We start from the raw sequence: 24,703 nt of genomic DNA on the forward strand, positions 1-24,703 counted from the left end.
GCCCTTGGAGCACCTGGAACGCTTCGGCCTGGAGCGCGAGCCCTTCCGCAACGAGCCGCAGCCGGACTTCTGGTTCGAGAGCCGTGGCGTCTCCGAGGCGAAGGCGCGGCTCCTGCGCTGCCTGCGCCAGGGCAAGGAGCTGTCGGTGCTGTGCGGCGAGCTCGGCTCCGGCACCACGACCCTCGCGCGGCACGTGCTCGACGAGCTCGATCCCGATCGCTTCGAGGTGGGGCTCCTGGTGGTCGGCCGCGGCGTCGAGCCGGCCTGGCTGCGTTCGGCCGTGGCCCGCCAGCTCGGGGTCGCCGAGCCCGCCGGCACGCGCGCGGAGGCCCTGCGCGAGCTCTACCTCCACCTCGTCGAGCTGCGCAAGGAGGGGCGTCGCGCCGTGGTCGCGATCGACGAGGCGCAGGCCCTCGGCGTCGAGGCGCTGGCCGAGCTCGTCGCGATGCTGAACTTCGAGCACGACGACGAGCGCCTGCTCTCGGCGCTGCTGGTCGGCTCGCTCGAGCTCGAGCGCATGCTGGGCCGCGAGCCGGCGCTGCTCGGCCGCTGCGAGCTGCGCGTGCGCATCGAGCCGCTCGCCGGCGAGGAGGCGCGCGCCTACCTCGCACACCGGCTGGTCGTGGCCGGCGGCGACCCCGCGCTCTTCGCCCCCGAGCTCGCCGACGTGATCGCCGCGCGCGCCGGGGGTCTGCCGCGGCGCATGAACGCGCTCGCCGACAACGCGCTCTTCGAGGCGCACCTCGCGCGCCGCGAGTGGCCGGAGCCGGCCGACGTCGAGCGCGCGGCGCGGGACCTGCCGTGGGCCCAGAGCGGCGCCGACACCCTCTCGGGCGTGTCGCCCGCCGCGCTCGGCCTCGCGCCGCATGCACCCGCCGCGCCGGAGCTCGGCGACTTCGACCTCGACGCGGAGCTCGGTCCCGAGCTGAGCGGGGGCGAGGGCGCCCTCCACGCAGGTGTCTCGCGGGCTCACGTCTCGCGGCCGGCACGCGCCTTCGACCGCGAGCCGCACGAGGAGGAGCTGCAGGCCGAGCTCGCCACCACCGGGCCCGACCACACCGCTCCGGGCGCCTGGAGCCGCCCGCGCCGGGCATCGCTCGACGACGAGGTGCTCGGCACCGCACCGCCGCGTCTGCCCGACGAGTCCGAGATCGACGGCCTCTTCGTGGACCTGGTCGACGAGGAGAAGGACTGAGGGCAGCGGAATCGTCCGGCACATCGCCATCGGCTCGACTACGCTGTCGATCGTGATGCGCCCCCTCCTGCTCGCTCTCGCCCTCCTCGCAATCGCCGCGGCAGCGCCCGCGCAGGACGTCCTGCCGCGGCCCGCGCCGCCCTTCACCGGCACGATCGAGAAGACCCTCGCGGGCTCCGTTCCCGAGTACCCGGAGCGGCCCCAGGCGCCCGCGGGCGCGCCGAACGTCCTGGTCGTGCTGATCGACGACGCCGGCTTCGGCAACCCCTCGACCTTCGGCGGGCCGGTCCGGACGCCGACCCTCGACCGGCTCGCCGCGCAGGGGCTCCGCTACAACCGCTTCCACGTGACGGCGCTCTGCTCTCCGACGCGCGCCGCGCTGCTCTCCGGCCGCAACCACCACCGGATGGGCTTCGGCATGATCGCCGAGACCCACAGCGGCTTCCCGGGCTACGACGCACACTGGCCGCGCGATGCCGCCTCGCTGGCCCGCATCCTGCGCGACAACGGCTATGCGACGGCCGCGATCGGCAAGTGGCACCTGACCCCCGACGACGAGCAGGGGCCCGCCGGCCCCTTCGACCGCTGGCCCAATGCGCTCGGCTTCGACTACTTCTACGGCTTCCTGGGCGGAGAGGACTCGCACTGGGACCCCATGCTGGTCGAGAACCAGACGACGCTCGGCGTCCCGACCGGGAAGGGCTTCTACCTGACCACGGCGCTCGCCGACCACGCGATCGCCTGGATCCGCGACCAGAAGAGCCAGGCGCCCGAGCAGCCCTTCTTCCTCTACTTCGCGACCGGCGCGAGCCACGCCCCGCACCACGTGGCCCAGGAGTGGGCCGACCGCTACGCCGGGAAGTTCGACGCCGGCTGGGACGCGCTGCGCGTGGCCACCTTCGAACGCCAGAAACAGCTCGGTGTGATCCCGCCCGACGCGGTCCTGACGCCTCGCCCCGACGCCTTCCCGGCCTGGGACCCCCTGCCGGCCGAGGTCAAGAGGCTCTACGCGCGGCAGATGGAGGTCTACGCCGGCTTCCAGGAGTGCACCGATCACGAGGTGGGCCGCGTGGTCGGGGCGATCGAGGAGCTCGGCCTCGGCGACGACACGCTCGTCGTCTACCTCTTCGGCGACAACGGCGCGTCGATGGAGGGCACCGAGTCCGGCAGCTTCAACGAGATCACCACGCTGAACGGGATCCCGCTCACGACCGCGCAGCAGCTCGAGGCGATCCACGCCTACGGGGGCCTCGAGGTGTGGGGCGGGCCGCGCACCGATCCGCACTACGCGGCCGCCTGGGCCTGGGCCGGCAACACGCCCTTCCAGTGGGGCAAGCAGGTGGCCTCGCACCTCGGCGGCATCCGCAACGGCATGGTGGTCTCCTGGCCGAAGCGCATCACCGACAAGGGCGGGCTGCGCAGCCAGTTCACCCATGCGATCGATCTCACCCCGACGATCCTCGAGGCCGCCGGCGTGACCGCGCCGGCCGTCGTCGACGGGATCCCGCAGCAGCCGATCCAGGGCACCAGCTTCGCCTACACCTTCGACGACGCCGCGGCTCCGGAGCGTCACACCCGCCAGTACTTCGAGATGATCGGCAACCGCGCGATCTACGAGGACGGCTGGCTGTGGAGCTGCCGCATCGACCGCATCCCGTGGCGCTTCGATCCCGCGACGATCGCGCGGCTGGCGCCCGGCACCTGGGACCCCGACGAGGACCGCTGCGAGCTCTACGACCTGGAGCACGATTTCTCGCAGAGCCGCGATCTCGCCGCCGAGCACCCCGACCGGATGGCCGCCCTCGAGGCGCTCTTCTGGAGCGAGGCCGAGCGCAACCAGGTGCTGCCGCTGCTCGGCGGCATCGCCTTCCTGTGGGGGATCCGGCCGCCCGCCGATCTCGCCCCGCAGCGGGTCGTCCTCCAGCCCGGCGTCGAGAACCTGGCGCCCGGGATGACCCCGCCGATCTACAACCGCTCGTTCGCGATCGAGGCGGACCTCGAGGTTCCGCACAACTGGTGTCTCGGCCCGGTCTGCAGCGGCGCCGAGGGAGTCATCGTCGCCAACTCGAGCTTCCTCGGCGGGTTCTCGCTCTACGTGCTGGGCGGGCGGCTCCGCTACACCTACAGCTTCCTGGGCCTGAAGATCGACGACCTCGTGGCCTCCGAGGCGCTGCCCGAGGGTAAGGTGAAGGTGCGCTACGAGTTCACCGCCGACACGCCCCGGAAGCTTGCGACCGGCGGCACCCAGCGCCTCTTCCTCGACGGCAAGCAGGTCGCCGAGGGCCGGCTCGAGCACACCGTGCCGCTGCGCTTCTCGGGCTACGCCGGCCTCGACGTCGGCCGCGACAACGGGCTTCCGGTCTCGCCGCACTGGATGTACTACCTGCGCCGGCCGTTCCCCTTCGCGGGCACGATCGAGCGCGTGGTCTTCGACCTGCAGTAGCGCCGCGCCGGAGGCCACGCGCCGCGGGCGCGCTCAGGGCGTCACGATCGGGAAGCGGCCGTCGGGGCGGTCGAGGAGCGAGAAGAACCCGAGGAGCGCCGTGCGGCTGCCCTCGACGTGCAGGTCGTCGCTGAAGATCATCTCGCGCAGGCCCGCCTGGCCCGTCGAGAGCCGCAGCAGGAACTCGCGCGTGAGCCGCACCGTGACGTCGGCGCCCGGGTCGGCCTCGGCCTCGTGGTGGTGGAGCACGCCGTTCGAGAGCTCGACGACGTGGGTCTCGCCGAGGTCCGTGAAGACGAAGTTCAGGGTGAGCTCCCGGCCCGCCGCCTTCGGGCCGACGACCCGCACCGCCATCGCGTCGAAGAAGCGCTTGAGGGGCAGGTGGCGGAGCAGGCCCATCAGGCTGGCGGTCGCGAGCGGCGGCGTGGTGATCCCGTGGCGCAGCTCGTGGGCGCCGCTCAGGTAGACGTCGCGCCAGGGACCGGACTCCGCCTGGTAGCCGAGCTGGTCGTAGGCGCGCGCGAGGAGCTCGCGGGCCTCGGCGTCGTCGGGGTCCGCGAAGACGGCGTGGTGCATCACCATCGCCACCCAGCGGTACTCGCCGCGCTCGAAGGACTCCCGCGCCTTGCGCTTCACCTCGGCGGCGCCGCCCATGAACTCGACGTAGCGCCGGGCGGCCTCGGCCGGGGGCAGGGGGTCCAGGTGGGCCGGGTTGCCGTCGAACCAGCCGAAGTAGTTCTGGTACACGGCCTTCGCGTCGTGGGAGACGGTGCCGTAGTAGCCGCGCACCGCGAAGGCCGTGCGCAGCGCCTCGGGCAGCTCGAGCTGCTCCGCGATCTCCTCGGGCCCGAGGCCCGCGTTGGCAAGGCGCAGGGTCTGGTCGTGGATGTACTTGTAGACGTCGCGCTGCTTGGCGAGGAAGTCGTGGATCCGCTCCTTCCCCCACACCGGCCAGTGATGGCTCGCGAACACCACCTCGGCGTCGGGCCACCGCCGCATCGCCTCGTCGATGTAGCCGCTCCAGAGCAGCGCGTCGCGCACCTTGGCGCCGCGCAGGGTGTAGAGGTTGTGGAGCGTGTGGGTGGCGATCTCGGCGGCGCACCAGGCCTGCTTCTCGGGCAGGTAGAAGGTGAGCTCGGCGGGCGCCTCCGAGTGGGGCGCGTACTGGAAGACGAAGCGCACGCCGTCGATCACGAGCTCCTGGCCGGTGTGGTCGATCGTCTCGGTCGGCAGGCGGAGCCCCATCGTGCCGCGCGCCGGGCCCTTGCCGAGGCCCGTGTCGACGTGCCCGCGCGGCGAGCGCGGCAGGTCGGTGCCGAACATGTAGGTGGCGCGCCGCCCCATCGCGACGCCCGCCAGCACGTTCTCGCTGGTCGCCTCCTCGACGAAGCCGGCCGGCGCGATCACGCGCACGCCGGCCGCCGCCGCCTCGTCGGGCAGCACGGCCGCGATCCCGCCGAAGTGGTCCACGTGGCTGTGGGTGAAGACGACCGCCACGATCGGGCGCGGGCGGAGATGCTGGCGCGCGAAGGCCAGCGCGGCGGCCGCCGTCTCCTGCGTCGTCAGCGGATCGACGACGATCCAGCCCGTGGCGCCGTCGATGATCGTCAGGTTCGAGATGTCGTAGCCGCGGAGCTGGTGGACGCCCTCGGTCACCCGGAAGAGTCCGTGCTGGCCGTTCAGCTTCGCCTGGCGCCAGAGGCTCGGGTTCACGGTGGGGGGCGCTTCCCCGGTGACGAAGTCGTAGGCGGGCAGGTCCCAGATGGGCGGGCCCGAGGGGGCCCGCACGACCAGGTCCGGGTCGCTCGCCAGGAGCCCGCGCGAGGCGTCCTCGAAGTCCTGCGCGTCGGCGAGCGGAAGCGCGCTGGCGACGGCGGCCTGCGCGGCGATCGTGGTGGCGGTGGCGGGCGTGGCGCCCGCCGCGTCGGGCTCCGCCGTGGCCGCGGACGGGGTCGCGGCGGGCGGAGCGGGAGGCGCCGCCTCGCGCGAGCACGCGAGGGCGAGCGCGAGGAGCACGAGGACAGCCGGGCGGAGCGCGGAGATCGCCACGACTCCTGCCTACGGCGTCCCGCCGGTGGCCCGCTTCTCGATCAGCTTCTGCTCGAGCTCCTGCTTCATCTCGGCCTGCGAAGCCTGCCAGGTCTGGAACTGCGCCGGCGTCAGCACGCCCTGGAGCTTCGTGTCCTTGTCCTGCTCGATCTGCCGGGCCGCGCGCGCCTTCTGGAGGGGACGCTCGCTGCCCTTCAGGACCGGATCCATCTTCTGGGCGGTGTCGAGGTTGATCGCCTCCACCCGGGGAAGCTGCTCGGGGGTGAGCGCGAGCTTCTCCTTCATCAGCGCGGTCTGGATCTTCGCGCGCTCCGCGGGCGTCGAGCTCGCGACGGCGGGCGGAAGCCCGGCCTGGGCGAAGGCGCCGGGCGGGAGCGCCAGCGCGAGGAGGAGGGCGGGAAGGAGGCGGTTCATGGGGGTCCCTCGTGGAAGTCCGGAGGCCGACTCTCGCAGAACGGGCGGGGCCCCTCAAGCCTCGAGCGGTCGGCGCGATCGCCCCGCCGCCGCTGGCTTGCCGAAGCCCGGGCCCCCCGCCTATGTTCGGGCCGGCGCGGGAATAGCTCAGTTGGTAGAGCATCAGCTTCCCAAGCTGAGGGTCGCGGGTTCGAATCCCGTTTCCCGCTCCACACTTAGCCGACTCGACCCCCCTCGAATACAGCCAAGATGCAGCCACGGGCGCCAGACGTGCTCGTTACGCGCGCTTGCTGCGACGCCTCTTCGGCGTCGGACGCACACCGGCCAGCCACTCCCGCACGAGCGCCGGCGGATAGCCGACCGCGCGCGCGATCGCCGGGATCCCGCGCCGCTCGGCTGCGAGCGCCCGGGCTCGCCTGCGGGCTCACGATGCCGCAACGCGGCACGCGGTAGAGCAGTAGGTGCCGAGCCCGCGCCGGCTCGCCGCGCTCACCTGGAACGGGCGGGCGCAGCCGGGGCGGGCGCAGATCCGCACCGGGGCCCCGCCCGCGCAGGCGCGCGCGAATGCGTCCCAAGCGAAGCCAAGCAGGGAGTCGTAGGTCACGCTGCGCTCGAACCGCTTGGATCGCGGGTTCCAGAGGACCGCGAGGTGGGCGTGCGCCGCGACCTTCGCGTTGAGGACCGAGGCCAGTAGGAAGCGCCCCGTTTCGGGGAGATCGCCCGAGCGGATCACGGCCTGCGCCTCCGGCAATCCCGGGGCGGTTCACAGCGCCGACGTGGACGTGGTGAGCGACGCACGCCTGCTCCGCTTCAGCGAGGAGGACATCGAGCGGCTCGAGCGCCGCTACCCGCGCATCGCTGCGACGGTGCACGGCAACCTGAACCGTGTGCTCGCCAGGCGCGTGGTCCGTACCGCCGAGGCGCTTCGCTAGTTCGCTGGGGCCCTTGGAGTGACCGGCTCCGTTCGCCACTCTCGCGCGTCGGGCCGGCGTCGCCCCGGTCGCCTCCGCTGCAGCGCTCCCAAAGGGCGGCTCCGCGGGCTCCCGCGCGGCGGGCCGCTACGCCAGGCCCGCCGCCTGTTCGAGCTCGACGAGCGCGGGCTCGATCGCGTCCGCCATCTCGTCGAGGTCCGCGGCGACCTCGGGCGTGCTCACGAACCCGAAGTCCACGTGGTCGCGGTAGGAGAAGCAGGAGACGTTCAGGGCCACCCCCAGGACGGGCGGGCCGATCGGCACGAAGGACTCCACCCGGGCCCCGGCCATGTAGAGCGGGAAGGACGGACCGGGCACGTTGGAGACCACGAGGTTGATCGGCGCCAGGCTCTCCGAGAGGCCGGTCGCGGTGTAGGCGCGCGCCGCGAGCTGCAGGAGGCCCGGCGGCGTGGTCTCGGTGAGGCCCATGATCTGGTGGGCCGACAGGGCCCGGGCCATCTCCTTCGCGCTCGTGGTGCTCCCGTGGATCGCGGCGATCCGCTTGGCCGGGTCCTCGACGTCGGTGGCGAGCGACACCGTCATCGTGCGGATCCGGTTGCCCACCTCGCCGCGGGTGTCCTCCGTGCGGGTCGAGACCGGGATCTGCGCGATCAGCGGCCGGTCGGGCAGCTCGTTCCGCCGCGCCAGGTAGTCCCGGGCGGCGCCCGCGACGAGCGCGAGCACCACGTCGTTGAGCTTCACGCCGTAGGCTTCCTTCACGGCCTTGACGCGCGCCAGCTCCACGCGGGATCCGGTGACCCGCCGGTGCGGCGAGATGTGCGCGTTGAAGCGGGTTCTCGGGGCCTCGAAGTAGCGCGGCGGCTTGCTCGTGAGGCCCACCGCGGCGACCTGCTGGCGGACCGTCTGCTCGAGGACACGCGCGATCCGGAACGGGGTCTTGATCGCCACGTTCACCGCGAGCCCCACCACGCGCTGGAGGAGTCCCGGCATCTCGCCGCCGACGAGGGATCCCACCAGCTCGTCCGAGGGCGGCCGCGGCTCGGGGGTGGCGTCGAGCAGGATCTCCCCGAGCCCCGCGCCGGAGACCCCGTCGATGATCGCGTGGTGCATCTTGGTGAGGGTCGCCACCCGGCCGCCCTCGACCCCCTCGATCACCCACAGCTCCCAGAGCGGCCGGGAGCGGTCGAGCTTGTAGGACATGAGCCGGCCGACCAGCTCGTCGAGCTCCTTGCGCCCGCCCGGCGCGGGCACACCGATGCGCCGGATGTGGAAATCGGGATCGAGCTCCTCGTCCTCGACGAACCAGGGCCGATCGAGCCCGATGGGGCCGCCCACCACGCGCCAGCGCAGCTGCGGCATCTGCCGCAACCGCTCGGTGATCAGCTGGCGCACCCGGTCGAAGCCGAAGGCCGGCGCCCCCTTCGGGTCGCAGACGGTGAGCGCCCCGACGTGCATGTGCCAGCCGGCGGTCTCCGCGTACCAGAACGCCGCGTCCACGCCCGAGAGCCGCTTCATGGCCGGACGCTAGCCGAAGCCGCGGGGCCCCGTTCCGACCCGTGGTCGAGCCGGTCTCTCAGCCGGTCCTCATGTCCATGAAGCAGAGCTTGTTGCCGTCGAGGTCGCGCACGTAGCCGCCGTAGAAGACGTTCGGGATCCGCTCGCCGGGAGCCCCTTCGTCGGTGGCGCCGAGCGCCAGCGCCTTCGCGTGGAGCCGGTCCACGGCCTCCCGGGAGCCGCCCGGGATCGCCACCATCCAGCCGTTGCCTGCCTGGTGCGGCTTCTCGTCGTAGGGGACGCAGACCGCCAGCATGGGGGTCTTGTTGGAGGTCCCGAAGAACTTGATGCGGTCCATGCCGAAGAGCTGCTTTGCGCCGATCTCGGCGAGCAGGGCTTCGTAGAAGCGGACGGCGCGATCCAGGTCGTTGGTGCCGATCGTGACGTAGGCGATCATCCGGGGGTCTCCTTCGCGGGCGCGTGGCGGCCGAGGGTATCGTGCCTGGGGCCCGGCGCGCCCGTGGCGGATCCGCCGCTGGAGGCTCCGATCGGCTGCGGGCGTGGCGGGGTAGGGGGCTCTCGCCGCCTTCGTGGCGGCTCCCCCGGGCGTGCGGGTCCTGCCGGCCACCGGAACGCCCGGGCGGGTGCGCACACCGGCCGAGCGAGATCGGGACCGCCGCGGGGACGCGGCGTGACGGCTCCCGGGCCCTCTCGTATCGTGGCCGCGGTGCGGATGCGGTGCGCTCTCGCGGTGGCGATCGCGGCAGGTCTGGCCACCGCGGCCCTCGCGCTCCCGCCGCGGGCCGAGCAGCCGTCGGTGGCGCGCGCGCGCTACGCGGGCGGCCAGGGGGTCGCGGGCGGAACGATCTCCTTCCTCGACGCGGGGAGCGGGCCGGTCGCGGTCGGCGTCGGCCGCTCCTTCGACCGGCGCGCGCTCGCGGCGTCGCCCGAGATCACCTTCGAGCTCGGCCGGACGCGCGCGCGCGTCGCGGCCTCCTCGCGGCTCCTCGCCGGGCTCGAGCCCGCGCCCGCGGGCGGCCCGGACGACGACCTGATCGTCTTCGCGCTCGACGCGCCGCCCGCCCGGGTGCGCGTGCTGCGCCCCGGCGCGGCGCGCCCGCGCGCGAAGGTCCTCGTGCTCGGCATCCCGGGCCTCGTGCCGGGCGACCAGGATGCGCTCGCGGGCCGCGTGCGCGAGGCGGACGAGGGGCAGCTCGAGGTCGAGCTCGAGGCCTACTACGACCTGCGCGGCTGGGCCGGCGCGCCGATCGTCCTGGCGGACGGCGGCGGGGTGCTGGGCTTCGTGCAGGCCGTGGCACCCGACGGCCGCACGCTGCGCGTTCTGGCGACTCCGGTCGGTGTCGTCGTCGATGCGCTTCGCTTCGCGTACGAAGGGGGCCGCGGCCGGCCCTTCGGGTCGTTCGCAGCAGGCGAGGCGCCCGCGCGCCCGGCGGCCGCCGGGCCGCTCGCGACGGCGCCCGCGGCCGCGCCTCCGGCGGGACCGCCGGGCCCCGTGATGCTCGCGATCGAGCATCCCCCGGACGGGACCGTCCTGGGCGGCGACGGGGCCCTCTTCGTGGCGGGCCGCGCGATCGCGCGGCGCAGCACCGGGCTCGCGACGGACGTCGTGTTCGCGATCGACGTGTCGAGCTCGGCCGGGGCGCCGAGCGGCGTCGACGTGAACGGCAACGGGATCGTCGGCGCCCCGCCCGACCTGCAGGGCGGAGGCCTCTTCGGGCGCGGCGCGGTGGACCCCGGCGACTCCGTCCTCGCCGCCGAGGTGGCCGCCGTGCGCCGCTTCGTCGCGCGGCTCGACCCGCGCCACACCCGCGTCGGTCTCGTGAGCTTCGCCGGCGCGCTGGGCCCGGCCGGCATGCTCGCCCGCGAGTCGGCGAGCTCGGAGCTCGGGCTCACCTCCTCCTACGAGGACCTGCAGCGCGCGCTCGACCGCGTGCTCGCGCGGGGCCCGCGTGGCGCGACGCACATGGCGGCGGGCGTCGATCGCGCGCGGATCGAGCTGCTCGGCCTGCGCGGCGCCTTCTCGCAGAAGGGCGCGCCGGGAACCGAGCGGATCGTCGTCTTCGTCACCGATGGCGTGCCGACCTTGCCCTTCCCGGGCGACGAGCCGCGCAACGTCCGCGCGGTGCTCGCGGCGGCCGCGCGCGCCCGCACGGCGGGGATCCGCGTGCTCACCTACGGGGTCGGCGAGCCGGCTCTCGACGGCCCGCTGGCGCTCGTCGATCTGGCCCGGATCACGGGCGGCACCTTCACGCCGGTGCGCGACCCCGCGCGCCTCTCCGATCTCCTCGCCGATGTCGATCTGGCGGAGCTCGCCGAGCTGGCGGTCCGCAACGCGACCCTCGGCGTGACGGTCCCGGCCGGCGATCTCGGGGCGGACGGGAGCTTCGGCGCCCGCGTGCCGCTGCGGGTCGGGCGCAACGAGATCGAGGTGACGGCGCGGGCGGCCGACGGCGGGCGCGCGCTGCGGCGGATCACGGTCCACTACGCGCCCGACGCGCCGGTCCCGGCGCTGCCGCCGGGGCTCCTGGCACGCCACAACCACGTGCTCGAGCTGCACCTCGCCGCCCTGCGCCGCGAGCGCGTCGCGAGCGAGCAGGAGCGGGTCGACGTCCTGCGCAAGGAGCTCCGCCTCGAGGTCGAGCGCGAGCGCGCGAGCGCGCTCGCCCGGGCCGAGCGGCAGCGCAAGCGCCTCGAGATCCGGATCGAGGAGCCGCCCGGGGCCGAGGAGCTCCGCTCCGAGCGCGAGCCTCCCGCTCCGTGATACGCTGCGCGGCCAATGCCCTTGCCGCGCAGCATCCTGCGCCCCGACGAGCCGCGGGACCTCGACCTCTCGCTCGTCGCAGGCGCCTGGCCGGAGGACTGCCGGGGCGAGCTCGTGATCAGCGCGCCGCATCCCGACACCTTCGGCGGCCCGCACGCGTTCTTCGGCGACGGCATGACCTGGCGCCTGTCGCTGCAGCCCGGGACCTTCGGCGCGCCGCCCGGCCGCTTCGCGCTGCGCCAGCGGCGCATCGACTCGCCCTCCGCGCGGCTGCGCCGCAAGCGCCCCGAGCTCTTCCGCGCGACGATGCTCGGCGTCCACTCGCCCTTCGGCTTCAGCAACGCCGCCAACACGGCGCCGCTGCCGTGGGGCGACCGGCTGCTGGCGACCTGGGACGTCGGCCGCCCGGTCGAGATCGACGCGGTCTCGCTGCGCTTCCTCGGCGAGGTGGGGCGGCGCGGGGAGTGGCAGGAGATGGAGTTCCTCCCGGCGCCGCTGCTCCCGATGATCACGACCACCGCGCACCCGCTCGTCGATCCCGACCGCGACGTCCTGTGGTCGGTGAACACCTGGCTCGGGCGGCTCTTCGTGGTGCGCTGGGACGGGGGCGGGCGGGTCCAGCGCTGGCCGATCGCGGGCGCCACGATCCCCCAGGCGGTGCACACGATCACCCAGACCCGTGACTGGCTGGTGGTGGCGGACTGCGCCTTCCAGGTGGAGCCGCAGGTCCTCGCCGGCGGCGACCGCACGCTCCCCGCGAACGAGGGCGGCCCGGTGCACGTGATCCGCAAGGACGAGCTCGAGGCCACACCCGAGGGCCAGGAGGTGCCGTGCCGGGTCTTCCCGCTGGCGCCGGAGACGAACCACTACTACGCGAGCTACGACGACCGCGACGGGATCACGATCCTCTTCGAGCACACCGAGAACGCCGACATCGCGATGGCGCAGGGCCCCGGCGACGTGGACGCCCTCGGCCGGCCCTGCGATCCGGCCCTGCGCGGCCTCTACGGCATGCCGATGAGCCCGGATCGCACCTGCCTGGTCCACTTCGACCCCACGACCGGGACGCTCGAGCACCGGGCGGAGCTGCGCCGACCGGAGCTGCTCTGGAACCGCCAGCTCAACGCCATGGACTGGAGCCGGCCCGGCCTCGAGCGCCGCACCCGCCATCACATGGTGTACCAGGGCTTCCGGCCGGAGGGGATCACCCAGAAGATGCTCCACGTCTACCGGGACCGCGTCGACCGCTCGCTGTGGCCGGCCGGCGAGACGCCGGCGCTCCTCGTGAGCGTGGACCTGGCGGACCTGCGCGTGACCGCGCTCGCGGAGCTCGGCGAGGGCGACCTTCCGACGTCGCCGATCTTCGTGCCGCATGCGGACGGCGCGGGGGAGCCGGGGGGGCACGACGGCTGGCTGGTGCTCCCGGTGCTCAACGACGCGGGCTTCCGGATCGAGTGCTACGACGCGGCCGACGTGGCGCGGGGCCCCGTCGCGACGCTCGCGCACGGGCGCACGACCTTGCCCTTCCTCCTCCACGCCGCCTGGCTCCCGCACGCAGCGCCCGCGCCCGCGGCCGAGCGCCACCGCTTCTCCGGCGAGCTCGAACGCATCGGCGAGCTGCCGGACGAGCTCGCCGCCGCGGCGCGCGAGGTCGCGCGCGAGCTCGACGACGGCGTGCCGATGGCGTGAGCGCGGCCCGGTGACCGGCTTCGAGGGCCTCGCCCTGGCCCGCGCGATCCACGTGCTGGGCGTCGTGCTGTGGATCGGCGGGGTCGGCTTCGTGACCCTCGTGCTGCTCCCGGGGGTGCGGCGCTTCGAGGAGCCCGCGCGGCGCGTCGCGGTCTTCGAGGCGCTCGAGCAGCGCTTCGCGCGGCAGGCGCGCGTGACCACGCTCCTCACCGGCGCGAGCGGCTTCGCGATGCTCTGGCTCCTGGACGGATGGGACCGCTACCTGGATCCCCGCTTCTGGTGGGTGCACGCGATGACCCTCGTGTGGCTGGTCTTCACGCTGATGCTCTTCGTGCTCGAGCCGCTCGTCCTGCACGCGCGCTTCCACGAGCGCGCGGCCCGCGATCCCGACGCCACCTTCGCCACGATCCTGAGGCTCCATCGCGTCCTGCTCGCCCTGAGCCTGCTGACGGTGGCGGGCGCCGTCGCGGGCAGCCACGGCTGGCAGTTCGGAGGCTGATCCGCGCCGCCGGGAGCGCGCCGCGGCTACGGGACCTGCGCCTCGATCGCGAGCGACCAGCGTCCTCCGCGCGCCCAGCCCGCGACGAAGCGGCTTCCGCCCGGCGCGGCGACCCCGTGGACGCCGCGCAGCCCCGTGCTCGTGATCCGCGGCGAGGTCCCGAGCCCGGCGGGCCAGAAGACGAAGAAGCTCCGGCCGGGGCGCGCGTCGGTCCCGCTCGCCACGAAGCGCCCGGCCGCCGGATCCCACGCCACCGCCTCGATCGGCCCGGGCGCGGCGCGCAGCGCCGGCCGGCGCAGGGCCGCGACGAGATCCTCGCGCGGGCCGAGGATCTCGTTGCGCGCGCAGTCGACCGCGAAGAGCCCCCACACCTCGGGCACGCGGCCGGCGCGGGCGTCGCCGGCCTTGTGCGGATCGCCGCAGGCCTCGCGCCAGGTCCAGAGCGTCGCGCCGAAGCGGAAGGCATCCTGCAGCGACTGGTGGCGCTCGAAGTAGCCGTCGGCGGGATCGCTCGCGCGGCCGGGATCCCCGCCCCACTCGCCGGAGAAGACGGGCGCTCCGCCGTAGGCGGCGGCCTCGCTGCGCGCGCGCGCGAAGACCGCGGCGTCGAGCGGCTGGCCGTCGAGGCCGCCCTGGTAGACGTGGGGCGCGTAGACGATCTGGTCGTCGGCCGGGAAGGGCGCGGGCGCGCCGGTGCCGAAGCCCGCCCACAGGATCGAGGGCTCGAAGAACACGAGCCGGTGCGGGTGTCCCGCGCCGGTCTCGGCGGCGCGGATCGCGGCGAGCGCCTCGGCGATGAAGTCGTCGAGCACGTCCACCCGGGTGTAGGCATTGGGCTCGTTCATCAGGTCGTAGCCCGCCACCGCGTCGAGCCGCGAGAAGCGCGCGGCGAGATGCGCGAGCATGCGCGCGTAGCGCGTGCGGATGCCGACGCCCCCGGGCCCCGGGGCATCGCGCCAGAAGGCGTCGAAGGCGGCCAGCACGGCGGGCGAGAGCTCGCGGATCTCGAGCGCGGCGCAGCGGGGCTCGCCACCGTCCTGCGTCGCCCAGGCGGGTGCGCCGTCCCAGCCGAAGGCCGGCGGGCCGGCCGTGCAGGCCTCGCCGGGGCGCGCGGCCAGGGTGGCGCTCCAGGCGTCCTGGTGCAGGTCGATCAGGGTGTAGATCCCGCGCTGCTCGAGCGTCCGGACGGCCGCCTCGACGGTGTCGAGGTAGGCTTCGTCGTAGACGCCCGGGGCGGGCTCGACCCGCGACCACGAGAGCAGGAGCCGCACCACGTTCCAGCCCATCCCGGCGATCGCGTCGGCATCGGCCGGCGGGAAGGGGTAGGTGGTGAAGAGGGCCGGATCGTAGGCCCAGTACTCGACGAAGGCGTTCACGTTGACACCCCGCAGGAGCACCTCGCGGCCGTGCGCGTCGACGATGCGCCCGCCCGCCACCGGGTCCGGCTCGGCGCGGAGCGCGGGGAGCCGGAGGGCGGGCCGGCGGGGCTGCTCCGCGTCGGGCGGGGGCAGGCCCGGGATGCAGGCGCCGGGCCAGGCGCCGGAGGCGAGCCAGAGGAGCAGGGCAGCGAGCGAGATGCGGGTCACAGGGGCCTCACGGGTCCGCCAGCCTAACCCACCCGCGCCGCGGACCCCCGGAGCGGTCGAATCGGGATCGCCCGGAGCGTCACTCGGGCAGAGCCATCCGCGAACGCCCGGGAGTGCCCGGGGCGAAAGGAGGAGCCATGGCCGCGGTTCGCATCCTGGTCGGCACCCGCAAGGGCGCCTTCGTCCTGAGCGCGGACGGCCGGCGCCGGTCCTGGGACGTGAGCGGGCCGCACTTCGCGGGCTGGGAGGTCTACCACCTGAAGGGCTCTCCGGCCGACCCCGAGCGGATCTACGCCTCGCAGTCGAGCTCCTGGTTCGGCCAGGTGATCCAGCGCTCCGACGACGGCGGCCGGAGCTGGCGCCCGATGGGCAACGAGTTCCGCTACGAGGGCGACCCCGGCACCCACCAGTGGTACGACGGCACGCCGCACCCGTGGGCGTTCGCGCGCGTCTGGCACCTCGAGCCCGCGCCGGCCGATCCGGACGTGGTGTACGCGGGCGTCGAGGACGCGGCGCTCTTCCGCTCCCGCGACGGCGCCGCCACCTGGCAGGAGCTGCCCGGCCTGCGCGCCTGCTCGGGCCCGCTCTGGCAGCCCGGCGCCGGCGGGATGTGCCTGCACACGATCCTGCTCGATCGCGGCCGCCCCGGGCGGATCGTGATCGCGATCTCCTCGGCCGGCGTCTTCCGCAGCGACGACGAGGGCAAGAGCTGGCGTCCGATCAACCGCGGTCTGGTCTCCGCCCAGATCCCGGACCCGACCGCCGAGGTCGGCCACTGCGTGCACCGCCTGGCATTCCACCCGGCGCGGCCCGACGTGCTCTTCATGCAGAAGCACTGGGACGTGATGCGCAGCGACGACGCCGGCGAGAGCTGGCGCGAGGTCAGCGGCAACCTGCCGACCGACTTCGGCTTCCCGATCGAGGTGCACGCGCACGAGCCCGACACGGTGTACGTCGTGCCGCTCGAGAGCGACTCCGAGCGCTATCCGCGCGGCGGGCAGCTGCGGGTCTACCGCAGCCGCACGGGCGGCGGGGAGTGGGAGGCGCTCACGAGCGGGCTCCCGCAGAGCCACTGCTACGTGAACGTGCTGCGCGACGCGATGGCCGTCGACGCGCTCGAGCCGTGCGGGGTGTACTTCGGGACCACGGGCGGGCAGGTCTACGGCTCGGCAAACGCCGGGGACGACTGGGAGCCGATCGTGCGGGACCTGCCGCCCGTGCTCTCGGTCGAGGTCCAGACGCTGCGATGATCCGGGTCGCGCTGCCCGCCCACCTGCGGACGCTCGCGCGGGTGCGCGGCGAGGTCGAGCTCGAGGTGGCGGCCCCGGTGACCGCGCGGGCGGTCCTCGATGCCCTCGAGGCGTGCTATCCGATGCTGCGCGGGACGATCCGCGATCACGCGACCCTGCGCCGCCGCGCCTACGTGCGCTACTTCGCGTGTCGCGAGGATCTCTCGCACGCATCACCCGACGAGCCGCTGCCCGAGGCCGTCGCGAGCGGCGCCGAGCCCTTCCGGATCCTCGGCGCGATGGCGGGCGGCTAGTCGAGAGGAGGGGAATCCTTGCCGAAGAGCATCCAGACCATCGGGATCGCGACGGTCGCGGTCGTCACGATCCTGGCCCTCTTCGTGGCGCTCCAGCCGGCGGACTTCCGGATCGAGCGCTCGGTCACGATCGCGGCGCCGAGCCAGGCGATCTACGGCTACGTGAACGACCTGCGGGCCATGGAGGCCTGGTCTCCGTACGCGAAGATGGACCTCGCACAGGTCAACACCTACAGCGGTCCCGCGACGGGCGTGGGCGCCACCTGCGACTGGCAGGGGGGCCAGGCCGGGCGCGGGCGCATGACCATCGTCGGCGCCGAGCCCGGCCGCGAGGTGGACCTGCGGCTCGAGTTCTTCGAGCCGCTCGAGACCACCAACCGCGTCCGCTTCACGCTGGCCCCGGCCGACGGCGCGACGCGCGTCACCTGGAGCATGGAGGGCCACAACGGCTTCGTGGGCAAGGCCCTGGGGCTCCTCCTCGACATGGACCGGATGGTGGGCGCCGAGTTCGAGAAGGGCCTGACCGCGCTGAAGGCGCTCGTCGAGTCGGCGGGGCACCCGGGCGAGGAGCGGCCATGAGATACGCGCTGATGGTCTACGAGGGCGAGCCGGTGGAGGCGGCGGGCGAGCGGACGCCGACCTGCGCCGTCTGCGTGGAGGCGATGCGCCGGGCCGGGGTCTACGTGGCCGGCGATCGCCTGCGCGGGGTCGCGACGGCCACGACCCTGCGCATCAGCGGCAACCGCACCCGGCTCGTCGACGGGCCCTACGCCGAGACCCCGGAGCAGCTCGGCGCCTTCCACGTCATCGACGTCCCCGACCTCGACGCGGCGCTCGCGTGGGCGGCGCGCTGTCCGAGTGCGAGCCGCGGCGCGGTCGAGGTCCGTCCGGTGTTGCCTACCTAGCCGGGGCGGGACCCTCGAAGCGGTCCCAGACGGGCTCGGGGCCGAGCTCCCCGGCGAGGTAGTCGATCAGCGCGCGCACCTTCGGCGACGGGTGGCGGCTCTGGGGGTAGATCGCGAAGGCGCTGGCCTCGAGCAGGAGCTGGTCGGGCAGGATGCGGACCAGACGCCCCGCCTGGAGATCCTCGCCGACCAGGTACGTCGGCAGGCAGACGATTCCGTGTCCGAGGATGGCAACCCGGCGCAGCGCGTCGCCGTTGTCGACCTGGAGGTCTCCCTGGAGCCGCAGCGGGCGCCGCCCGCGGGCCAGCATCTGGCGCCAGGGCGAGGCGCCCAGCCCGAGGCAGTTGTGCCTCTCGAGCTGGGCGGGCGAACACACGCTCCCGCTCCGCTCGAGATAGGCGGGGGCGGCGCACACGACGAAGCGGATCGGGCACAGCCGCCGCTGCACGAGGGTCGCGTCGGACAGGCGCCCGCTGATGCGCAGCGCGAGGTCGAACTTCTCGCCGACGAGGTCCACCATGCGATCGGTGAGATCCATCCGCACCCGCACCTTCGGATGGCGCGCGAGGAAGGTGGGCAGGCGCGGGGCGATCTGGAACTGGCCGAACGAGACCGCGGTGGCGAGCCGGATCTCACCGCGCGGCTCCGCCTGCAGCTCGCCCACCGAGCGCTCCGCTTGCTCGGCCTCCTCCGCGACCCGCAGGCAACCCGCGTAGAAGACCGCGCCGATCTCGGTGAGGCTCATGCTGCGCGTCGTGCGGCGCAGGAGCTGGGCTCCGAGCCGCCGCTCGAGGCGGCCCACGTCGCGGCTCACCGAGGCCTTCGAAAGCCCGAGCCGGCGGGCGGCCTCCGTGAAGCTCCCCGTCGCGACCACCTCCGCGAAGACCAGCATCGAGGCCGCATGGCGGCGCACGTCCGTTGCCATGGCGGAACAATCATATCCAGCACTGGTGATTGTCCCACTGCCGTCATGGCGGCAAGCTGCCCTCCTGCCCGGGAGGACCCGCGTGACCGCTCCGAGGCCCTTGCCGACAGCCGACACCCGCCGCGCCAGCCCCGGCGCGGATCGCGCGGCCCGCGCCGCCGCGGAGGCGGTGGCTCGCCGCAGCTACGGCAAGCTCGTTGCCCTGCTCGCCGCCCGGACCCGGGACGTGACGGCCGCCGAGGATGCGCTCGCCGAGGCCTTCGCGGCTGCCCTCGTCGCCTGGCCGGCCCAGGGTGTGCCGCGCAGCCCCGAGGGCTGGCTCTCGACCGTCGCCCGCCGCAAGTGGATCGACGCCGCGCGTCGGCGCCGCCGGGCGGAGGAGGCCGGGGGTCATCTCCGCCTCCTCGCCGACGAGCTCGCCGCCGCTGCCGGGGAGGGCCGCGCGCTGCCCGACGAGCGCTTGCCGCTCCTCTTCGCCTGCGCCCACCCCGCGCTCGACCCGGGCGTCCGCGCGCCGCTGATCCTGCAGGCGGTCCTCGGCTTCGACGCGGCCACGATCGGCTCGGCCTTCCTCGTCCCGCCCGCGACGATGAGCCAGCGGCTGGTCCGCGCCAAGCGCAAGATCCGCGACGCGGGGATCCCGTTCCACGTGCCCGAGGGCGCCGACGTCGCGGCCCGCCTCGACGCCGTCCTGGATGCGATCCATGCCGCCTTCGCCATGGGCGGGGCGGAGCCGGCCGGGGCTGCGCTCGAACGGCGCAACCTCGCCGGGGACGCGATCTGGCTCGGCCGGCTCGTCGTTTCGCTCCTCCCGGAGGAGCCCGAGGCGCTCGGCCTGCTCGCGCGGATGCTCTACGCACGATCGCGTTGGAGGGCGGAGCGCGACGCGGCGGGCGCCTACGTGCCGCTCGCGGAGCAGGATCCCGCCGCCTGGGACGCGGCGGCGATCGAGGAGGCGGAGGCGCTGCTCGCGCGCGCACGCGCGCTGCCGGGTCCGGACGGGCATCATCGGCTCGCGGCGGCGGTGGAGGCGGCCCACGCGGCGAGGCGCCACACGGGCCGCACCGACTGGCCCGCGATCGCCCGCCTCTACGATGCGCTCCTCCCGAGGGCCGGCTCCCCGGCCGTCGCCGTCGAGCGTGCTCTCGCCCGGGCCGAGGTCTACGGTCCGCCCGCCGGGCTGGCGGCCCTCGACGCGCTGGCCGGCGACCCGCGCGTGGCGGGCTACCCGCCGTATTGGGCTGCCCGCGCCGGGCTCCTCGCGCGCGCGCACGAGACCGGGCGCGCCCTTGCGGCCTACGGGCGCGCGATCGGGCTCGAGCGGGACCCCGCCGTTCGCCGCTTCTTCGAGCGCCGCCGCTCGGAGACCGCGAGACGAAACCCCTGACCAGCGCGCGCCGGCGGATCCGCGGCTCGTCCGGAGCCGCGCCGCGCCGTATCGTGTCGCCGATCCGGTACCAGGCCAACGGCCGGCCGGAGCGCTCGGGAGCCGGGGAGCGAAGTCGCGGGAGGGGCCTTGTGATGCGCGGAGCGGAGCGGTGAGCGCGACCGGGCCGGACGAGCGTTCCGAGGCGGTCTCGGGCGCCGATCTCGCCGATGCGTGGCCCTTCCTCGATGCCGCCGAGCGCTCCGAGGGCTTCCGGATGCTCGCCTCGGAGGAGGCCAGCGACCTGTTCCAGGGCCTCGGCGCCCGCGAGCAGGCGGCGCTGCTCGCGGCGCTCTCGCGCGCGGAACGCCAGCTCTGGGTCCGCCAGCTCGCCCCCGACGACGCGGCCGACGTGCTGCAGGAGGCCGGCGAGGAGGCGCGCGCCGAGCTGCTCCAGCTGATCGACCCCGAGACGCGCCGCGAGGTGACGGCGCTGCTCGCCTACGCCGAGGACGCCGCCGGCGGCCTGATGAGCCCGCGCTATGCGCGCCTGCGCGCCGAGATGCGCGTCGACGAGGCGATCAGCTATCTGCGCCGCCAGGCCCGGACCCAGCTCGAGACGATCTACTACATCTACGTGCTCGACGCCGAGCAGCGCCTGAGCGGCGTCGTCTCGTTCCGCGAGCTCTTCGCCGCCTCGCCCGAGAAGACCGTGCGCGACGTCATGCACACGGACGTCGTCCGGGTGCCCGACGACATGGACCAGGAGGCCGTCTCGCAGGTCTTCGCGGAGTCGGACCTGATGGCGGTGCCGGTGGTGGACGCCGAGGGCCGCATCAAGGGCATCGTGACCGTCGACGACATCGTCGACGTCGTGCGCGAGGAGGCCACCGAGGACATCCAGAAGATCGGCGGCACCTCGGCCCTCGACGCGCCCTACCTCGAGGTGGGCCTGCTCGGGATGGTACGCAAGCGCGTCTTCTGGCTCGCGATCCTCTTCCTGGGCTCGCTGCTCACCGCGACCGTGATCGGCTACTACGAGGACGCCATCGGGCGCGCGGTGGTGCTGGCGCTCTTCATCCCCCTGATCATCTCGAGCGGGGGCAACTCCGGCTCGCAGGCGACGACCCTGGTGATCCGGGCGCTCGCGATCGGCGAGCTGCGGCTGCGCGACTGGTGGCGGGTGCTCCTGAAGGAGCTGGGATCGGGGCTCGCGCTCGGCGCGATCCTCGGCGCGATCGGCTTCGTGCGCGTGTGGCTGTGGCCGGGGCCGGGCGCGCCGGTCGGGGAGGCCGAGCGGATCGCGCTGGTGGTGTCGGCGAGCCTGGTCGGGATCGTGCTGTGGGGCTCGCTCGTCGGCGCCATGCTGCCCTTCGTCCTGTCGCGGCTCGGCTTCGACCCGGCCAGCGCCTCGGCGCCCTTCGTGGCGACCGTCGTCGACGTGACCGGGCTCGTGATCTACTTCAGCGTCGCGATGGTGATCCTGCGCGGCACGCTGCTCTGAGCGGGCCGCCTCCTTCCCGTTCACGGCCCGCGCGGCGCGCTCGCCTCCCCGGCCGGGAGGAGCTCGTCGGCGAGCCCCCAGGCGAGCGCGGTCGGGGCGTCGAGCTCGGCGCCGGTCAGCGCGAGCCACGCGGTCCGCTGCCGGCCGATGCGGCGCGGGAGGCTCACGGTCCCGCCCGCGCCGGGTACGAGCCCCATCGCGAGCTCGGGGAGCGCGAGGCGGGCGCCCTCGCGCACGCACACGCGCCCGGCGAAGGCCGCAAGCTCGAGCCCCGCGCCGAAGCAGGCGCCGTGCACGAGCGCCGTCACCCGCGGCGCGCACGCAGCGAGCGCGCGGGCGGCGCTGCGCGTGGTGCGGACCGCGTGGGCCGTCGCGGGATCGGGCCGCGTGCCGAACTCGTCGAGGTCGCCGCCCGCGCAGAAGGCCGCTCCGGCGCCCTCGAGCACGACCTCGCGCAGCGCCGCGTCCTCGGTGGCCAGCGCGAGCGCCTCGACGAGCGCGTCGCGCATCGCGGCCGAGAAGGCGTTGCGGCGGGCGGGGCGGTCGAGGGTGATGCGCAGGCGCTCGCCCTCGCGCGCGAGGCGCAGCGGCGGCGCTTCGGGCGCGCCGCCCGGGAGGCGGCCGGCGCGCGCGGCGCGCCGCGCGGCGAGCCAGGCGGCGAACTCGGGCCCTCCCTGGAGGGTCGCGTAGGCGAGCGACTCCGCGACGAGGCCGGCCTCGAGATCGTGCCAGGCCCCGAGGCGCAGGAGCTGCACGCAGGTCGCTGCCGCGATCGGCGTGCGGGCGGCGGCCCCGGCCACCTGCGCCAGCGCGGCATCGGATTCGACGACGACGTCGAAGGCCGGCCCCCAGCGCTTCGCGGCCGTGCCCTGCGCGCCGCCGCGGGCCAGTGCGACGGTCGGGCACGGCAGGCGTGCGAGCCGGGCGCGCAGCGCGTCGGCGGCGCCGGGCAGGGCGACTCCGGCCCCGAGCCGGGCGCTGCTGGCGCCCGCCTCGACGTCGACCGCGAGCAGCGGCTCGGCGCCGAGGGGACCGAAGGCCTCCGCGGCGTCGGGCGCGCGCAGGCGCGCGAGCGCCTCGGGGAGGGAATGGACTCGCGCTGCGCTCGTCATGCCCGTGCGCCCGAGGCGGCGGCCGCCGGCTCGCGCAGCGGGGGGCGCACGGAGGCGGCTCAGTCGGAGGAGGGCAGGGGGCGTGCGCCCTTGACCGCGAGCGGGGTGCTGTCGAGGGCGAGCGTGCCGGCGCCGGGCTTCGTGCAGAGCAGCTCGAGCTGGCCGGCGGCGTCGACGTAACGCTTGCCGATCTGGGTCCCGCCGTCCGCGCCCGGGGCCGGCGCTGCGCCGGCCGCCGCCGGTGCGCCGAGCGCCGCGAGCGGGGCGCCGCCGCAGGTGATCGCGATCGGGGTGGCCGGTGCCTGGATCACCATCACCTCGGTGGTGCACACGGTGCTGCGCAGGCGGGTTCCGGGCTTGAGGAGCGTGGGCTCGGTCGACATCGTGGGCTCGGTATCCTCGCAACGGAAACGGAGGCGGGGATGTTGTCACGCAGGCCCGTCGGCGACAAGGACCCGGCCGCGCTCGCCTGGGCGCGTTCGGGCGCGATGGCCCTGACCGGCTTCGCAGACGGTGCCCCGCGGGCCGCTCCGGCCTCCGCCGCCGTCGCGATGGAGCGCGCCGCGCAGGCGTTCGCGGCGACCGCCGCCCGGCGCGGCGTGCAGCTCGCGCTCGACGGCCCGGCGCTGCTCGGCGAGCGCGCGGCGGCAAGCGGCCTGGCCCGCCGCGGGCGCTCTTCGCCGGGGGGCGCGACTCGGCTCCTGCGTGCGGCCGACGGCTGGATCGCGCTGACCCTCGCCCGACCGGATGACCTCGCCGCGCTGCCGGCGTGGCTCGAGCTCGCGCCCGCTGCGTGTGCCGCCGCCGACCCGTGGACCGTCGTGGCCGCCGCGCTCGCCGAGCGTCCGGCCGCGGGCGCCGTCGAGCGAGCGCGGCTCGTCGGCCTGCCGATCGCCCTGGCCGCCCCGCCGCCCCGGAACCCGCCCGCCGCCGTGCGCGTCGCCGCCCGCGGGCCATGCGGCGAGCGGGGCGCGGCGCCACCCCTCGTCGTCGACCTCTCCTCGCTCTGGGCGGGACCGCTCTGCGCCCAGCTCCTCGGCCTGGCCGGGGCGCGCGTCGTGAAGGTCGAGAGCCGCACGCGCCCGGACGGCGCCCGCCGCGGCCCGCCGGCCTTCTTCGACCTGCTCCACGCGGGCCACGAGAGCGTGGTGCTCGACTTCACGAGCGTCTGGGACCGCGCGGCCCTCCGCGCGCTCGTCTCGGCCGCCGACGTGGTCATCGAGAGCGCCCGGCCGCGCGCGCTGCGCCAGCTCGGGATCGAGGCGGAGGAGCTCGTGGCGACCCTTCCGGGCGTCACGTGGGTTGCGATCTCGGGCTACGGGCGCGACGAGCCCGGAGCCGACTGGGTCGCGTTCGGCGACGACGCGGCGGCGGCCGGCGGCCTCTGGGCGCTGGCGGGGCGGGGCCTCGACGGTCCGCTCGCGTGCGCGGACGCGATCGCCGACCCGCTGGCCGGCCTGCACGCCGCGGCGGCGGCGCTCGCGGCGCACGAGGCCGGCGGCGGCGTGCTCCTCGACGTCGCGCTCGCGAGGGTGGCGGCCGCCGCCGCCTCGTACGCGCCGCCGCCGGAGGAGGACGCCTCGCTCCCGGTCGCGCCGCCGCGCATGCGGCGGCCGGCGGCCCGCGCGCGGCCGCCCGGCGCCGACACCGCGCGCGTGCTCGCGGAGCGGGATCCGCGACGCCTGCGGCCGCTCCGGCGCTTCGATCGCGTCCCGCCGCCGTATCCAGCGCCGGAGTCCCCCGGGCCCGTTCCGTCCCGGTCGAAGGGGCCGGCAACCTGATCGATCCGCGTCCCGGCCGTCCGTCACAGCCGCGCGTAGAACTCGCGCAGCACCGCGAAGGCGCTCGCGCCCCCCGACGAGACCGAGCTTCATCTGGTTCGTCACGTAGCCGAAGCCGACCTTCGCGTCGGGGTCCGCCATCCCGATCGAGCCGCCCGCCCCCGGGTGGCCGAAGGCGTTCGGGCTCGGTGAGATCGGCATCCGGTCCTGGCGGAGCATGAAGCCCAGGCCGAAGCGCATCGGGAGCCCGCCGAGCACCGCGTCGGGACCGAAGGCCTGCTCCTCGCGCGCGCGTGCGATCGACTCGGGTGCAAGCAGGGTCACGCCGTCGAGCGTGCCGCCGCGGGCCAGCGCGCCGTAGATGCGCGCCAGCGCGGTCGCGCTGCCGTGGCCGTTCGCGGCGGGGATCTCCGCGGCCCGCCACGCGCGCGTGTTGTGCCGCGCGGCCCGCCCGGGCGGGTTGCCGAAGGCCGCACCCGTCATC

The 24,703-nt window shown here is 75.1% G+C and carries 22 protein-coding genes and 1 tRNA gene; 14 read left to right on the forward strand and 9 right to left on the reverse strand.

All coding sequences use genetic code 11. The features are described 5' to 3' along the window. Nucleotides 1-4 precede the first annotated feature (4 nt). Nucleotides 5-1,195 (forward strand): AAA family ATPase, encoded by a 1,191-nt coding sequence (locus OZ948_03010; protein ID MEB2343689.1) that lies wholly within the window; start codon nt 5-7, stop codon nt 1,193-1,195. 55 nt (nt 1,196-1,250) lie between these two features. Beyond that, nucleotides 1,251-3,638 (forward strand): arylsulfatase, encoded by a 2,388-nt coding sequence (locus OZ948_03015; GenBank protein ID MEB2343690.1) that lies wholly within the window; start codon nt 1,251-1,253, stop codon nt 3,636-3,638. Between the two features lie 33 nt (nt 3,639-3,671). On the opposite strand, the gene OZ948_03020 is transcribed toward OZ948_03015, so the two are convergent. After that, entirely contained in the window at nt 3,672-5,687 is a 2,016-nt protein-coding gene (locus OZ948_03020; protein ID MEB2343691.1) for an MBL fold metallo-hydrolase, read from the reverse strand. Between the two features lie 9 nt (nt 5,688-5,696). Beyond that, a complete protein-coding gene (locus OZ948_03025; protein MEB2343692.1) occupies nt 5,697-6,101 on the reverse strand; it encodes a hypothetical protein in 405 nt (134 codons plus the stop codon). 136 nt (nt 6,102-6,237) lie between these two features. On the opposite strand from OZ948_03025, the gene OZ948_03030 reads away from it, so the two are divergent. Next, nucleotides 6,238-6,313 (forward strand) — tRNA-Gly (locus OZ948_03030). A 212-nt stretch (nt 6,314-6,525) separates the two neighbouring features. Here the strand turns inward: OZ948_03030 and OZ948_03035 are convergent. After that, nucleotides 6,526-6,834, reverse strand: coding sequence for a hypothetical protein (locus OZ948_03035; protein MEB2343693.1), 309 nt, complete (start codon nt 6,832-6,834; stop codon nt 6,526-6,528). 52 nt (nt 6,835-6,886) lie between these two features. Between OZ948_03035 and OZ948_03040 the strand changes: the two genes are divergently transcribed. Further along, nucleotides 6,887-7,033: a hypothetical protein gene (locus OZ948_03040; GenBank protein ID MEB2343694.1), complete on the forward strand. Its 147-nt coding sequence runs from the start codon at nt 6,887-6,889 to the stop codon at nt 7,031-7,033. A gap of 126 nt (nt 7,034-7,159) precedes the next feature. On the opposite strand, the gene OZ948_03045 is transcribed toward OZ948_03040, so the two are convergent. Both OZ948_03045 and OZ948_03050 read right to left on the reverse strand, forming a co-directional pair. Beyond that, nucleotides 7,160-8,548, reverse strand: coding sequence for a wax ester/triacylglycerol synthase family O-acyltransferase (locus OZ948_03045; protein MEB2343695.1), 1,389 nt, complete (start codon nt 8,546-8,548; stop codon nt 7,160-7,162). Nucleotides 8,549-8,606: 58 nt separating this feature from the next. Continuing rightward, a complete protein-coding gene (locus tag OZ948_03050; GenBank protein ID MEB2343696.1) occupies nt 8,607-8,984 on the reverse strand; it encodes a VOC family protein in 378 nt (125 codons plus the stop codon). 276 nt (nt 8,985-9,260) lie between these two features. On the opposite strand from OZ948_03050, the gene OZ948_03055 reads away from it, so the two are divergent. From OZ948_03055 to OZ948_03065, 3 genes are read left to right on the forward strand one after another with little or no spacing between them, the layout of a single operon-like run. Next, nucleotides 9,261-11,309, forward strand: coding sequence for a VWA domain-containing protein (locus OZ948_03055; GenBank protein MEB2343697.1), 2,049 nt, complete (start codon nt 9,261-9,263; stop codon nt 11,307-11,309). Nucleotides 11,310-11,324: 15 nt separating this feature from the next. After that, nucleotides 11,325-12,998 carry a carotenoid oxygenase family protein gene (locus OZ948_03060; protein ID MEB2343698.1) on the forward strand — a complete coding sequence of 558 codons (1,674 nt, stop codon included), beginning with the start codon at nt 11,325-11,327 and terminating at the stop codon, nt 12,996-12,998. 10 nt (nt 12,999-13,008) lie between these two features. After that, nucleotides 13,009-13,497, forward strand: coding sequence for a hypothetical protein (locus OZ948_03065; GenBank protein ID MEB2343699.1), 489 nt, complete (start codon nt 13,009-13,011; stop codon nt 13,495-13,497). 26 nt (nt 13,498-13,523) lie between these two features. Here the strand turns inward: OZ948_03065 and OZ948_03070 are convergent, their stop codons facing one another. After that, nucleotides 13,524-15,083, reverse strand: coding sequence for a cellulase family glycosylhydrolase (locus OZ948_03070; GenBank protein ID MEB2343700.1), 1,560 nt, complete (start codon nt 15,081-15,083; stop codon nt 13,524-13,526). A 137-nt stretch (nt 15,084-15,220) separates the two neighbouring features. Here OZ948_03070 and OZ948_03075 point away from each other — a divergent pair, with 137 nt between their 5' ends. From OZ948_03075 to OZ948_03090, 4 genes are read left to right on the forward strand one after another with little or no spacing between them, the layout of a single operon-like run. Then, entirely contained in the window at nt 15,221-16,333 is a 1,113-nt protein-coding gene (locus OZ948_03075; GenBank protein MEB2343701.1) for an exo-alpha-sialidase, read from the forward strand. Continuing rightward, on the forward strand, nt 16,330-16,626 hold the full coding sequence (locus tag OZ948_03080; protein MEB2343702.1) for a MoaD/ThiS family protein: 297 nt from the start codon (nt 16,330-16,332) through the stop codon (nt 16,624-16,626). Before OZ948_03075 ends, OZ948_03080 begins: the two co-directional genes overlap by 4 nt. An 18-nt stretch (nt 16,627-16,644) precedes the next feature. Beyond that, nucleotides 16,645-17,205 (forward strand): SRPBCC family protein, encoded by a 561-nt coding sequence (locus OZ948_03085; GenBank protein ID MEB2343703.1) that lies wholly within the window; start codon nt 16,645-16,647, stop codon nt 17,203-17,205. Further along, on the forward strand, nt 17,202-17,531 hold the full coding sequence (locus tag OZ948_03090) for a YciI family protein (protein MEB2343704.1): 330 nt from the start codon (nt 17,202-17,204) through the stop codon (nt 17,529-17,531). The genes OZ948_03085 and OZ948_03090 overlap by 4 nt, the downstream gene beginning before the upstream one ends. On the opposite strand, the gene OZ948_03095 is transcribed toward OZ948_03090, so the two are convergent. Next, nucleotides 17,524-18,456: a LysR family transcriptional regulator gene (locus OZ948_03095; GenBank protein MEB2343705.1), complete on the reverse strand. Its 933-nt coding sequence runs from the start codon at nt 18,454-18,456 to the stop codon at nt 17,524-17,526. The two genes, OZ948_03090 and OZ948_03095, sit on opposite strands and share 8 nt — an antisense overlap. Nucleotides 18,457-18,556: 100 nt before the next feature. On the opposite strand from OZ948_03095, the gene OZ948_03100 reads away from it, so the two are divergent. Next, nucleotides 18,557-19,843 carry a sigma factor gene (locus OZ948_03100; protein MEB2343706.1) on the forward strand — a complete coding sequence of 429 codons (1,287 nt, stop codon included), beginning with the start codon at nt 18,557-18,559 and terminating at the stop codon, nt 19,841-19,843. A gap of 151 nt (nt 19,844-19,994) precedes the next feature. Beyond that, a complete protein-coding gene (gene mgtE, locus OZ948_03105) occupies nt 19,995-21,326 on the forward strand; it encodes a magnesium transporter (GenBank protein ID MEB2343707.1) in 1,332 nt (443 codons plus the stop codon). Nucleotides 21,327-21,346: 20 nt separating this feature from the next. Here the strand turns inward: mgtE and OZ948_03110 are convergent, their stop codons facing one another. Continuing rightward, the gene (locus tag OZ948_03110; protein ID MEB2343708.1) at nt 21,347-22,438 is read right to left on the reverse strand and encodes an enoyl-CoA hydratase/isomerase family protein; all 1,092 of its coding nucleotides are present in this window, start codon (nt 22,436-22,438) and stop codon (nt 21,347-21,349) included. Between the two features lie 59 nt (nt 22,439-22,497). Beyond that, a complete protein-coding gene (locus tag OZ948_03115) occupies nt 22,498-22,821 on the reverse strand; it encodes a hypothetical protein (protein ID MEB2343709.1) in 324 nt (107 codons plus the stop codon). Nucleotides 22,822-22,860: 39 nt separating this feature from the next. Between OZ948_03115 and OZ948_03120 the strand changes: the two genes are divergently transcribed. Beyond that, the gene (locus OZ948_03120) at nt 22,861-24,219 is read left to right on the forward strand and encodes a CoA transferase (protein MEB2343710.1); all 1,359 of its coding nucleotides are present in this window, start codon (nt 22,861-22,863) and stop codon (nt 24,217-24,219) included. The last annotated feature ends 484 nt before the right edge of the window (nt 24,220-24,703 follow it).

The sequence above is a fragment of the Deltaproteobacteria bacterium genome (genome assembly GCA_035063765.1).
In the GTDB taxonomy this organism is placed as follows: domain Bacteria; phylum Myxococcota_A; class UBA9160; order UBA9160; family PR03; genus CAADGG01.

What these genes read in the sequence shown, in the direction of transcription:
- OZ948_03090 (MEB2343704.1), top strand. Translation starts at nt 17,202, where the DNA reads ATGAGATACGCGCTGATGGTCTACGAGGGCGAGCCGGTGGAGGCGGCG.
- OZ948_03055 (MEB2343697.1), top strand. Translation starts at nt 9,261, where the DNA reads ATGCGGTGCGCTCTCGCGGTGGCGATCGCGGCAGGTCTGGCCACCGCG.
- OZ948_03095 (MEB2343705.1), bottom strand. Translation starts at nt 18,456, where the DNA reads ATGGCAACGGACGTGCGCCGCCATGCGGCCTCGATGCTGGTCTTCGCG.
- OZ948_03045 (MEB2343695.1), bottom strand. Translation starts at nt 8,548, where the DNA reads ATGAAGCGGCTCTCGGGCGTGGACGCGGCGTTCTGGTACGCGGAGACC.
- OZ948_03080 (MEB2343702.1), top strand. Translation starts at nt 16,330, where the DNA reads ATGATCCGGGTCGCGCTGCCCGCCCACCTGCGGACGCTCGCGCGGGTG.
- OZ948_03050 (MEB2343696.1), bottom strand. Translation starts at nt 8,984, where the DNA reads ATGATCGCCTACGTCACGATCGGCACCAACGACCTGGATCGCGCCGTC.
- OZ948_03115 (MEB2343709.1), bottom strand. Translation starts at nt 22,821, where the DNA reads ATGTCGACCGAGCCCACGCTCCTCAAGCCCGGAACCCGCCTGCGCAGC.
- OZ948_03075 (MEB2343701.1), top strand. Translation starts at nt 15,221, where the DNA reads ATGGCCGCGGTTCGCATCCTGGTCGGCACCCGCAAGGGCGCCTTCGTC.
- OZ948_03110 (MEB2343708.1), bottom strand. Translation starts at nt 22,438, where the DNA reads ATGACGAGCGCAGCGCGAGTCCATTCCCTCCCCGAGGCGCTCGCGCGC.
- OZ948_03015 (MEB2343690.1), top strand. Translation starts at nt 1,251, where the DNA reads ATGCGCCCCCTCCTGCTCGCTCTCGCCCTCCTCGCAATCGCCGCGGCA.
- OZ948_03025 (MEB2343692.1), bottom strand. Translation starts at nt 6,101, where the DNA reads ATGAACCGCCTCCTTCCCGCCCTCCTCCTCGCGCTGGCGCTCCCGCCC.
- OZ948_03060 (MEB2343698.1), top strand. Translation starts at nt 11,325, where the DNA reads ATGCCCTTGCCGCGCAGCATCCTGCGCCCCGACGAGCCGCGGGACCTC.
- OZ948_03120 (MEB2343710.1), top strand. Translation starts at nt 22,861, where the DNA reads ATGTTGTCACGCAGGCCCGTCGGCGACAAGGACCCGGCCGCGCTCGCC.